This is a genomic window from Nostoc sp., from assembly GCF_036919555.1.
Taxonomy (GTDB): domain Bacteria; phylum Cyanobacteriota; class Cyanobacteriia; order Cyanobacteriales; family Nostocaceae; genus Nostoc.
Genome location: NZ_JBALCS010000073.1, coordinates 105,801 through 118,215, shown reverse-complemented (window position 1 = coordinate 118,215; position 12,415 = coordinate 105,801). Strand labels below are relative to the sequence as shown.

General features: G+C 42.2%; 6 protein-coding genes. 3 read left to right on the top strand and 3 right to left on the bottom strand.

The genetic code is table 11. From position 1 onward, the window contains the following. Positions 1–335: 335 nt before the first annotated feature. Entirely contained in the window at positions 336–7,418 is a 7,083-nt protein-coding gene (locus V7K36_RS20175; RefSeq protein ID WP_335118618.1) for an AAA family ATPase, read from the bottom strand. Positions 7,419–7,599: 181 nt separating this feature from the next. Here V7K36_RS20175 and V7K36_RS20170 point away from each other — a divergent pair, with 181 nt between their 5' ends. The 3 genes from V7K36_RS20170 to pstS all read left to right on the top strand — a co-directional run bounded on the left by V7K36_RS20170 (position 7,600) and on the right by pstS (position 11,036). Continuing rightward, positions 7,600–8,340 (top strand): cytochrome c biogenesis protein CcdA, encoded by a 741-nt coding sequence (locus V7K36_RS20170; protein ID WP_335118616.1) that lies wholly within the window; start codon positions 7,600–7,602, stop codon positions 8,338–8,340. A gap of 53 nt (positions 8,341–8,393) precedes the next feature. Further along, positions 8,394–9,794 (top strand): cytochrome c biogenesis protein, encoded by a 1,401-nt coding sequence (locus tag V7K36_RS20165; RefSeq protein ID WP_335118614.1) that lies wholly within the window; start codon positions 8,394–8,396, stop codon positions 9,792–9,794. Between the two features lie 144 nt (positions 9,795–9,938). Continuing rightward, entirely contained in the window at positions 9,939–11,036 is a 1,098-nt protein-coding gene (gene pstS / locus V7K36_RS20160; RefSeq protein WP_335118612.1) for a phosphate ABC transporter substrate-binding protein PstS, read from the top strand. 37 nt (positions 11,037–11,073) lie between these two features. On the opposite strand, the gene queF is transcribed toward pstS, so the two are convergent. Together queF and V7K36_RS20150 are read right to left on the bottom strand one after the other, a co-directional pair. Then, positions 11,074–11,487 (bottom strand): preQ(1) synthase, encoded by a 414-nt coding sequence (gene queF, locus V7K36_RS20155; protein ID WP_335118610.1) that lies wholly within the window; start codon positions 11,485–11,487, stop codon positions 11,074–11,076. Between the two features lie 453 nt (positions 11,488–11,940). Next, a complete protein-coding gene (locus tag V7K36_RS20150) occupies positions 11,941–12,339 on the bottom strand; it encodes a hypothetical protein (protein ID WP_334942952.1) in 399 nt (132 codons plus the stop codon). Between the last annotated feature and the right edge of the window lie 76 nt (positions 12,340–12,415).

Here is a 12,415-nt window from a genome sequence, read left to right as displayed (position 1 = left end):
TAGCTTTAACAATGAAATTAAATTTATGTAATTGGTGCTAAAAGCAACAATTAATTGCTTGATATTATCCATAGTTTAATCGCTTGTTGAGCTAGCGTCATCCTGTGCAGGAAGGTATAAGTCGATTACAAACAAGCGTGGTATGATCAGAATGCAGATGCAGTAAGACTCCGAATCCCTGCTACCGTTTACACACAAGCCTTCTGGAAATCGTCAATTTTGTATTGAAGAAGAAGTCAGAATTGCAAAGCAAAGCCAGAGACGCTCCGCCGAGATGTCAGAATCAAGAGCGTGGGGGTTTAGACCCCTCACTCGTACTGAATTCATGCTGAATTCTATTTCGATAAGTCTAATAAGGCGATCGCCTTCACTAATTCTTCTGGATCTACAGGCTTGGAAATATGCAGTTGAAATCCGACAGCGATCGCTTGCTGATGATCTATCTCACCAGCATAGGCAGTTAAAGCGATCGCGGGAATTGTCCCGCCTTGCTCTGGTTTCAGACTCCTCACCTGTCGCATCAGCATATAACCATCCATTTCTGGCATCCCGATATCGCTGATGATCAGATTTGGCTGGGATTGACTCAGGGCAGTTAAAGCGGCAATGGCTGAGGCTGTAACGATAACAGTTGCACCATATTGCTCTAGCATGAAGGGCAAAAATTCTCGCATATCTGCATCATCATCCACCACGAGAATCTCTAAGCCAGACAGGGGTAAGGACTGAGCCGCCACAACTGAGGAGTTATCTTTTGTATCCTTGATTCCTTTGCTTTCATCCTGTAAACATGGAAGTCTGACAGTGAAAATTGCTCCTTTACCTTCGCCCAGGCTTTCTGCTTGAACAGTTCCCCCGTGAAGTTCTACAAGATGGTGGACGATCGCTAATCCTAAACCTAAACCGCCAAATTTTCGAGTTGTCGCACCATCTGCTTGACGGAAATAATCAAAGACATAAGGTAAGAACTCAGGTGCAATCCCCTTCCCGGTGTCAGTGACGCAGATTTGTACCTGTGAGCCGACTTGCTCTAATTTAATTTTTACCTGTCCCTCAGTGGGAGTAAACTTAATGGCATTGGAAAGGATATTCCAAATGACTTGTTGCAATCGATTGCCATCGCCTAAAACTTGCCCGACACCAGATTGGAGAATTGTCTGAATCTGGATAGACTTAGCCTCCGCCGATAAACGCACTGTCTCGATCGCAGCTTCAATCACTGCTCCCAAATTAATCTGATCGAAGTTAAGGTTAAGTTTACCCTGAAGGATGCGGGAGACATCAAGCAAATCTTCAATCAATTGAGTTTGTAACTTGGCATTACGCTCAATAGTTTCTAGGGCGCGATCGCTTGTTGCTTGGTCAAGCTTGCGACTCCGCATCAGTTTTGCCCAACCCAGAATCGGGTTAAGCGGTGTTCTCAATTCATGGGACAGCACAGCTAGAAATTCATCTTTGACGCGGTTTGCTGATTCCGCAGCGCTGCGTGCCGTTCGTTCGGCTTCATAGAGATGGGCGCGAGCGATCGCTTGAGCGCACTGTTGAGCAACAGCCAAGATAAATGCTTGATCTTCTCCACTAAGTTGTTGTAGCTGGGCAAATCCCAAAGTTATACCGCCAACTGCCCAACCCTCCACCATCAATGGAATAGAAATCCAGGCTTCAAAGTCATATTGGGCGTAAGCTTGGGCCAAATGCGGGTAACGAGCTACCCGATTTTGTATTGGTTCAGCCCAAATAGGTTGCCCAGTCCGCACAGCTTCTGCTAAAGGAGAAAGTGAATCTATGGGAAAATTACTCCAAGTATTCACCAAATCTTGGTTAAAACCAACTGCCCGCACAATTTCCAGTTCAGTTTTACTTTTATTCAGCAAGGCGACGAGAGCACAACTGGCTCCCAGGGCAGCCATGCTCTGCTCTACAATCACTTCAGAGACTTGGGCTGGTGTTAGCAATTCTGAAAGGGCAGCCGTGATCGACTGGAGACGGGCAATGCGCTCTAAGGCTCGCTCTGCTGTTCTTTGTGCTTGCTGCGCTTCTTGGTAAAGGCGGGCATTATCGATGGCGATCGCCGCTCGATGGGCAACATCTTGGGCCAGTGACAAGTCAGCCGCGCTGTAACGACGTTCTGATTCAGCAGTCACAAAGGAAATAGCACCAAAAATCCGTCCGCGTGCCACCAAGGGCAAGATTATACAAGACTTTAAACCAAGTTCACGCAGAATCCGCAGATGTTCTGGATCTTGGATCGCTGCTGCTAGGGCTGCATCTGAAATTTCAGCTACCATTTCAGTAAGCCATGTACGCAGTACTTTCAGCACACCTTCATCCGCATACAAATCTCTGGGATAACGCTGATGAAGTTCCCAACCGAGTTTTACTTTCTCTGGATCACGATGAGCAACTGCTACCCGATGAATTGATTGGTTATCTTCCAGCAAGTCAACAGCGCACCAATCGGCGAAATAAGGTACAACCAAGTTGGCCACGCTTGCTAGCGTACTTTCGTAATCGAGAGAAGAGGCGAGGGTTGAACTGACTTGAGCTAAAAATGCTGCTCGTTGCTGATCAGCTTCTGCTTCCTGTCGGGCGGTTTGCTCTTGAATCAGTTGGATACGTTCGGATTCAGATTGTTTGCGCTCAGTGATATCAAGCACAACACCACTCATGTGTGTGGCAATACCCGCTTCGTTGAAAAAGGCTTTTCCCCGACAGGCTACGTAGCGGATACTGCCGTCATCTTGAATAATTCGATATTCTAAATTATGCTCCACGCTTTTGTTAATCGCTCGACTCAACGATTGAGCCAGTAATCCTCGATCATCTGGATGCAGACGGGCTAAAACTGCTTCAAAGGTGCCAGCAAAGGTTTCAGGTGTTAACCCAAATAGTTGATAAATCTGCTCATCCCAGTCAAAGCGATCGTTGACAATATCCCAACCCCAAACACCGATTTGGGCAGATTTTAACGCCAAGTTGAGTTGTGCTTGGCTGTCTTCTAGACCTTGATAAAGACGAGCATTTTCTAGAGAAATAGCAATTTGAACTATTAAAATCTCCAGGACTGAAAGTTTTTCCTGTGTAAAAGCACTGGGGATAAGATTGTTTTCTAAATATAAAATACCAAGTAATTTCGACTGACGTGCGATCGGCAAACAAAGTACAGATTTAGGTTGCTTTTGAATTACATACTCGTCTTTTGAAAACAGATTCTGCTCAGTAGCATTCTGCAAAATCACTGTTTCTTGAGTTCGTTGAACATAATTCAGCATTGATTGAGGAATAACCTGTGAAATTTCACCCTCTAATACAGGTCGAGAAACATTGGGCTTTTCTGCTTGGAGATTAACCTTAGCTTCTACTTCAATCACCAGATTTTGCTCGTTTTCAAGCAACAAATAACCGATTTCTGCTCCTGCTTGTTCGATGACAATTTGCATTAATGTCTTCAACAACCGCGAAAAAACAATTTCACTAGATATGGTTTGAGACGCTTTAACTACTGATAAAAAGTCTAGATGTTCACCTGTGGTGAAAAACGTTCCGTTAGAGACAAGCTGTTGTGGTAATAGCTGAGGATAGGATTCTTCGAGGTGCTTGACTTTAGCAAATGCCTCCCAGCGCACATAGGCATTTTTAGCTGCTTGCAAGTAGGTTTTGGCAATTAATTCAAACTCCCCTTCCAAGTAAAACTTAGCGCCTAGCTCATTAGCCAAAGCTTCATATTGCACAAATCCCTGCTCACGGGCTGAAGCAATTGATTGCTCATACAGGCGCATTGCTTCCAAATCCCGACCTTCAATCCGAGCTATTTCAGCAGCTACTAATTGAGACTTGTGTAAGAAGTTTGCAGGGCAGTGGTTAGCCCAGTATTGCAATTGCTGCTGATGGGATTCTAGGGTTTGTAAAAACTGTTCTTGCTCTTGAGAAGATACTGTTGAATAAAGAGCCGTTAAAGTCAGTGAGTAATATAAAATATAATCTGTTTCAATTGGTAATGCCAGGGTCTTAACTGGCAAAGTGGACAGTTTTAAGGCAGAATTAACTGCTTCTGCATACTGTCCATAAGTAAAAAAGATAATTAATTTGATAATCTGATAAAAAATAATTCCACTGACAAAACCTGCATCTGTAATAATAGACAAAGCGCGTAATTCATCAAATTCATCATTACTTAAAGTAAGATTTTGGTGAGTGAGTCCGCGCAGATTCATCAGTAGCATTTGCTCTAATCTGATTGTCTGATAGACAGCCTCATGTTTAGACTGACGGGCAAATGCGGTGAATTTTTCTAGAGATTTGTATGTATCTGAAAGTGGGGAGCCTAACTGGATAATTTGCCAAGAGCCTTGATAACCGTTGTAGTTTGCCATCGTCACATCGCCTGCTTCCACACAGCCAATAAATCCCCGCTCTAAAAAGGGAATATCGGTGGCAATATGGTTACACCAAACGTTGATGTGACTTCCATGAATGTGTAGAACAACTCCTCGAAGTTCCAAGTCATGCAACTTTTCATTCAATTGAATTGTCATCTCCGAAAATGCGTAGCCTGTAGGAATATCATGGAAGATGGAAACCAACAACATGGCATACATACTGTAAGCGAAACAGGAATTTTCTGTATTCCCAAACTTGAGTGAGTAGTTAACAGCTTTAAGTACGACTAACGGAAAGAGATCAGGTCTACCGAGATAAGTAGGTGGTCCCAAAGTCGTCAACAGACTAATCAGTGTTTTAATATTCGGATCTTGGATTACTGGGGCATTAATTAAATCAGAGACTTGCCTCTCACCTAAATTTATTAATATCTGGTTTTTTTCAATAGTGATCGCACTTTGCACTTGCTCATTTAAATCAGGGAGTATCACCCCAAAAAGTTTTAAAGCTTCTAATCCCAATATCAGCGCCTCTTCATATCTACCTGCAACTTGGTAGAGTCTGATTTGCAGCATATAAATATTAGATTTGTCCACATGAGATTCTGCTTTGAGCAATAGGAGATCAAATAATTCTTCCGCTGGCTCTAAATTTCCTGTTAAAAATTCACACTCAGCCAGTTCTCTAAATAAAGTAAATGTTTGTTCATATTGTTCAATCCAGGCATTTTCAGCCAAAAGATTTATGGCTACGCTAAAAAATCTTTTAGCAGGAGTGTAAGCTGTGGAAGCTTTTGCTTTCTTGCCAGCGATTAAATTTAATCGTACCAATTCATCTTTTTCTGTTTGTTTAACAATCAGATCCACAGCGAGATTGAGTTGATTAACTAGATCAAAAATTTGCTCATTTACTTTTTCATCACTAGCATTCTTCAGCAAAACTCGCCCAATCTTCAAGTGAACAGCCGACTTTGATTCATCGGCAATTAAGGCATAAGCAGCTTGTTGAACTCGATCATGGTAGAAACGATAGTTTTTATCAACGCTTTCATCTGACTCAATACAAATAATTAATCCTCTTAAAATTGCTTCAACCAGTGCATTTGCCGTTTCTTCAATAGATTGTTCGCCAACAAGTGCCAAAACTTCTAAATCAAAGCGATTACCGATACAGGATGCTAGCTTCAGCATCTGTTGAGTTGCAAGTGGCATTTTTTGCATCCGCCCAATCATCAGACTGACAATATTATCTGTAATACCTTGGGCTTCAATCTCAGCTAGATCCCATTGCCATATCCGATGTTGGCGATTAAAATTTAACAGATTTTCTTGATGCAGTGTTTTGAGAAATTCATTGACAAAAAAAGGATTACCGTCAGTTTTTTGGATAATTAATTGGGCAAGGGGTGCTGCTTGTTTTGCTGAACTATGTAAAGTCTCAGAAATCAACTGATTTACATAAGCAAGATTCAACGGTGCAAGAATAATTTCAGTTGTTCTAGCACCATACTGGCGAACCTTCTCTATCATCAAACTAAAGGGATGGACAACATCTACTTCGTTATCTCGATACGCCAAAATGAAGCATAGATAGTGGATACTAGATCCAGTAATGATAGTTTGAATTAAATTCAAAGTAGCGCTATCTGTCCACTGCATATCATCTAAGAAAATAACGAGTGGATGCTCTTTTTGAGCAAAGACGCTGATAAAATTCTGAAGCACCAAATTGAATCGGTTTTGAGATTCAGCAGGTCCCAACTCTGGTATAGGAGACTGTTCTCCAATGATTAGTTCAACTTCTGGAATTACATCAGCGATTAGTCTACCATTGTTCCCTAATGCTGTTTGTATTCGCTTTTTCCAGGTGGCCAGTTGATCTTTAGGCTGTGTTAAAATTTGTCGAACGAGTGTTTGAAAAGCTTGAACAATGGTGGAATAAGGAATATCTCGTTTGTACTGATCAAACTTACCACAGATAAAAACCCCACGTTCTTTAACAATGGGTTTGTGAATCTCCTTCACCAGAGAAGATTTACCAACCCCAGCATAGCCAGAGACGAGGATGATTTCTGGTTTTCCTTGGCTAACAACTCGCTCAAATGCTTGGAGAAGCTTGGCAATTTCTTGTTCTCGCCCATACAATTTCTGGGGAATTTGAAAGCGCTCTGAGATATCTTGCTCACCCAAAACAAAGGACTGGATTTCTGTGGTTGTCTCCAATTGCTTTAAGCACCGTTCCAGATCAAATTGCAAACCTAAAGCGCTCTGATACCTCTGTTCTGCCTCCTTCGAGAGCAATTTCATAATGATGTCACAAAGCATTTGCGAAATATCAGAGTTCAGCTTTGTCGGCGATGGCGGAGATTTGGCGATATGACAATGCATCCACTCTAAGGGGTCTTTGCCTTGAAACGGTAGCTGACCTGTGAGCATTTCATAAAAGGTGACTCCCAGAGAATACAAATCGCTGCGATGGTCAATTCCTCGATTCATCCGCCCGGTTTGCTCAGGTGACAAATAAGGTAAACTGCCTTCAATGCAACTGGAACTGCTAATCCTTTGCTGTTCATAGGGAATGAAGGCAGCAATTCCAAAATCGGCGATTTTAACCTGATTAGTTTCGAGGTTAACTAAGATATTTTGCGGCTTAATATCCTTGTGGACAATGTTATAAGTATGGATTTGTGCGAGTTTGTTGGTGATTTCAATGGCAATCTTCAGAAATCGAACAGGCTGTTGAAATTGGTCTAGCAACTGGTCGAGCGATCGCCCGCCAAAATCCTCCATAATTAAATAAGGAATTCCCTGATAAATCTCTAAGGCGTAGGCAATGAGAGCTGCTGCGGTGTTTAAGCTTTGAGCGATCGCATACTCATGTTTGAGTTGTTCAATATTATTCGGTGTACACTGTTCTGAACGTAGTACTTTGATAATTACCGGACACTGATCTTTAAGCTGAATTCCACGGTATATGACTGCTTTTACCCCTGCTTTTAACAAAGTGACAATTTTAAATCCGGGTAATGCAATCATCATGCCAAATACTCCAGGCGTGGTTCTTCAGGGATAATGTGAGATTAATTGTATTTTAGATACATTTCTTTGGGCAGCTTAAATTTAGATGATATCAGGTTCAGATAATTATTTATGCTGACTCTACATCCAAAAATAAGCTACAATTCAAGCAGAGTAAGCATTTCCCGCTCATAAATTTCCCATGCTTGATAATCTGCAAACCCAAATTTACCAACTAGAACAATTTGCCAACAGCCTTGTTTCTAACCAACTGACACACCTTAGCGTGATGAGTATTGGTATCATCTTTGCAGCTGGCTTGCTCACCAGTCTCACACCCTGTATGCTTTCTATGCTACCAATTACCATTGGCTACATCGGCGGTTATGAAGCTAAAAGCCGCTTGCAAGCAGCTGCCCAATCAACTTGGTTTGCTTTCGGATTAGCAACTACATTGGCAGGACTTGGCCTCATAGCAGCTTTTGTCGGAAAAGTCTATGGTCAAGTGGGAATTGGTTTGCCGATTATCGTCAGCATTATCGCCATTCTCATGGGGCTGAACTTACTGGAAGCACTACCTCTGCAATTTCCATCCTTGGGTGAAACAAATTGGATTTCGCCAGATTTACCAGCAGGATTGCGTTCCTATTTGCTGGGGCTGACTTTCGGCTTAGTGGCATCTCCTTGTAGCACGCCTGTTTTAGCCAGCTTACTAGGTTGGATTGCCAATACACAAGACTTAATTTTAGGCGCTGTTTTGCTACTTTCTTACACAGCCGGTTATGTAGCACCATTGATTTTGGCGGGTACTTTTACAGCTTCAATTAAAAAGTTACTAGAATTGCGTCGCTGGTCTGGTTGGATTAACCCAGTTAGCGGGGCGCTGTTGGTAGGATTTGGTGTATTTTCTTTAATTTCTCGGATTCCCCTTGGCAGTTTTTAATTTAATTCCTTGATCAGGATTTATATCAACACCTTTTTTAGATTTTACACGTAATGACTTTAGAAGATTCAGCATCAAAAGAATTAAAATGGTGGGCAGTACCTGGGCAGTTTTTACGACAAGAGCTTTTGCCTGTACTAACTAACTTACGACTAGCGATCGCACTACTGCTATTGATTGCAATCTTTAGCTCCACCGGTACTGTAATTGAACAAGGTCAGTCACCCGCATTCTACCAGGCTAACTATCCAGAACATCCAGCTTTATTTGGTTTCTTAACTTGGAAGGTAATTCAGGTAGTTGGGTTAGACCACGTATATCGTACCTGGTGGTTTCTGGCATTACTCATCTTATTTGGTACTAGCTTAACTGCTTGTTCTTTTACGCGTCAGTTACCAGCCTTAAAAGCTGCCCAGCGCTGGAAATATTACGAAGAACCACGGCAATTTCAAAAGTTAGCTTTGAGTGCAGAACTAGATACTGGTTCCCTGAATTCTCTGTACAAAATATTAGAGAAACGCCGCTATAAAATTTTTCAAGATCAAGAAAAAGAAAACCTCCTCTACGCCCGCAAGGGAATAGTCGGACGCATCGGCCCAATTATCGTTCATATTGGCATCGTTGCTATTCTATTAGGGGGAATTTGGGGGGCGATGACTGGGTTTCTGGCTCAGGAAATGGTTGCCAGTGGCGATACATTTAAAGTGACAAATATTGTCGATGCTGGCCCCTTAGCAGCAGCCCAAGTCCCGAAAGATTGGTCTGTGCGCGTCAATCGTTTTTGGATTGACTACACACCATCTGGCGGCATTGATCAATTTTATTCGGATATGTCTGTCTTGAATAATCAGGGAGAGGAAGTTGACCACAAGAAGATTTTTGTCAACGAGCCTTTGCGCTATCATGGCGTAACTTTCTATCAAACTGATTGGGGAATCGCAGCTGTTCGCGTTCAATTTAACAATAGCCCGATTTTTCAGCTACCGATGGCGCAATTGAACACCAACGGTAACGGGCGCATTTGGGGAACGTGGGTTCCGACTAAACCCGATTTGAGTGAGGGTGTCTCCCTGTTAGCTAAAGACTTGCAAGGGATGGTATTAATTTATGATGCCACTGGCAAACTTGTTGATACCGTCCGCGCTGGGATGTTCACCGAAATCAATGGCGTGAAACTCAAAATTCTCGATGTCATTGGCAGCACCGGCTTACAAATTAAAGCTGATCCAGGCATACCAATTGTTTATTCAGGGTTTGGCTTACTAATGTTGGGTGTGGTGATGAGTTACTTTTCCCACTCCCAAATATGGGCATTGCAAAAAGGCGATCGCTTGTATGTGGGTGGCAAAACTAATCGCGCCCAAGTTGCTTTTGAACAAGAGATTTTAGAGATTTTAGATTGGCTAAGTTCACAGCCAAAAGGTGAGGAGAAACAGACGGCGATTGAAGTTTAAAGCCAGAGGGACGCAAACTAATCCTCCGCGTTCCTCTGCGATTTACTTTGCGCTGCTTTGCGTTTAAAAGTTATTTATTACATTACAATTAATCACCCCCACACGCCTACAAATTGGGAAATCACTAGAGGTATTTATTAAACATTGCAACAAAAGATTTCTATATCTGCTCAACTTCAATCCCAGAGGCGCGTTTACCTTCTACCCCTAATCGCTGTTTCGTTGAGTATTGCTTCTTGCACTGCGAATAATCGAAACATCAACCGTGTTTCCCTTGTAGGTGCCGGGGCAAGTTTTCCCGCGCCTTTGTACGAGCGCTGGCTTTCAGATTATCACCAGCAAAATCCCAATGTGGAAATTAACTATCAAGCTATAGGGAGCAGTGCTGGAGTGCAACAGCTCATCGAAGGTACTGTGGACTTTGCAGCTAGTGATGTGGGAATTACAAATGAACAAACAGCTAAGATAAAACGGGGAGTAATCGCTTTACCTCTAACTGGCGGTTCTATTGTGCTGGCTTATAATCTCACACGAGTTGCACATCAGTCGCCTCAAGTCAATGTGCCAACTGCTCTCAGGCTACCACGCCAAGTTTACGTAGATATCTTCCTCGGAAAAATTACAAATTGGAATCATCCTAAAATAGCCGCAGCTAATCCAGGCGTAAGTTTGCCCGATTTACCGATTCAGGTAGTACACAGAACTGATGGGAGTGGGACTACGAGCGTGTTAACGCAACACCTAAGTGCTATAAATCCAGAATGGAAAAGTAAAATTGGGGCTGGTAAATCTGTAGCATGGCAAGTGGGAATTGGTGGAAAGGGTAACGAAGGTGTTACCGCCCTGATTCAACAGATACCAGGAGCTATTGGCTATGTCGAGTATATTTACGCCAAACAAAATAAACTTCCTGTGGCTGCTTTAGAAAATAAATCTGGTAATTATATTACGCCAACACCAGAATCTGTAGCTCAAACCTTAGAGACAATCAAATTACCTGCCAATAACTTGATTGCTTTTGTCACCGATCCTACAGGTGCCCAGTCTTATCCCATCGTCACTTATACCTGGCTTTTAACTTATCACCAATATCCAAACCGAGTCAAAGGGCAAGTGCTGAAAAACTTTGTTAATTGGGCTTTAATTGAGGGACAAAAATCCAGTTTGGAACTCGGATATATTCCTTTGTCTAAAAAAGTTGTGCTGCAAGTGCAGACAGCTGCAAAGAAAATTGCTGAATAAAGCCGATTAATGCCGTCTGCGCTAATCAGTGATGATGTTACTTTTGATGCCGTACTTCAACCACAGTATGTACATTACCGCGAGGCGTAAAATCTGCTTTCACAGTTACTTCCAACGGATCACAAGCAGCTACAAAATCATCCAAAATTTGATTAGCAGATTCTTCGTGGGAAATGTAGCGATCGCGGTAACTATTAATATAAAGCTTAAGCGCCTTCAATTCCACTACCCGTTGATCAGGAACATAGGTAACGTAAATTGTCGCAAAGTCAGGATAACCGGAAAACGGACATTTACAAGTAAATTCCGGCAAAGTAATGTTGATGTCATATCGCCTCCCCACACGCGGATTCGGAAAGGTAATTAGTTTACCTTCCGCAATGTCGCGTTCGCCATACTTAATTTCTTGGCTTGCCCAGGATACAGTTTCAGGTAATTTATCAGTTGTCATTTGTCATTTATCATTTGTCATTGGTTATTTTACCCGTCTTTACGTCCTTTTAGCAACGTGGATTAAATAAAATGCAAAACTTCATCCTGTCTCACGATCCCTCTCCTTTATAAGGCTATGCCTTACCCACATCTTTCTTTACAATCTTGAAACCCTCGTTTTATAACTATCTTAGAGGCTGAGGGGTTAGGCATACTTGACAAATTCGCGTTTACTATTGTCGCTAAAAATGCGTTTTTACTGAGAATGAACAACGAACGAATAAGGGTTATAAAAACTGAGTGAATACTCTCGCAAATGTTAATAAAGATCCGGGTAATGGATAGTTTATAAGGAGAGGGATTGAGGGTGAGGTAAGCCACGGACATAAATTGTATGTTATTTAATTATTATTCATTAGTAATTTTATAGCTTATTAACTCCTAACTCCAAACTCCAAACTCCTAACTTCCCTCAATACTCTTCCTTTTCCCAGTCTGGACAATTTTCATCTTCGCAACCGTGGGGATGCATGGCACAAACTAACAAATTACCACTATAGACTTGTCCGTGATAGTGACTACAGCCGATACAGGCAGGATTTTTTTCGGCAGTGGGTTCTACTGAATAAGGAAAACCCGGATCTACATCGGCTACAATGTCCTCCAGTTCCCAGTAAGCTTCTAACATTGGTTCAGCCAAATCCTGTAAATACTGATCGACTTCAGTAACAATGTTAGGGACTTGCTCAGTCATTTCTTCCGTTATCTCAAAAAAAGCGTCTACCATTTCACTCATTCCCAGGAAGAAACGCTCTACTTCATCAGCCACTGTTTCGACGATTTCTACTAAATCTTTTTGCCACTGTTCCATAAACTTGACGCCCTTACAGGCTATAAACAAGACGGTTTGTGCTATCTGGCTTGAAGCACTAGAGTACACACTAGGT

Excerpts from the sequence above, each read along its gene's own strand:
- V7K36_RS20175 (WP_335118618.1), bottom strand. The coding sequence starts at position 7,418 with ATGATGATTGCATTACCCGGATTTAAAATTGTCACTTTGTTAAAAGCA.
- V7K36_RS20170 (WP_335118616.1), top strand. The coding sequence starts at position 7,600 with ATGCTTGATAATCTGCAAACCCAAATTTACCAACTAGAACAATTTGCC.
- V7K36_RS20165 (WP_335118614.1), top strand. The coding sequence starts at position 8,394 with ATGACTTTAGAAGATTCAGCATCAAAAGAATTAAAATGGTGGGCAGTA.
- queF (WP_335118610.1), bottom strand. The coding sequence starts at position 11,487 with ATGACAACTGATAAATTACCTGAAACTGTATCCTGGGCAAGCCAAGAA.
- V7K36_RS20150 (WP_334942952.1), bottom strand. The coding sequence starts at position 12,339 with ATGGAACAGTGGCAAAAAGATTTAGTAGAAATCGTCGAAACAGTGGCT.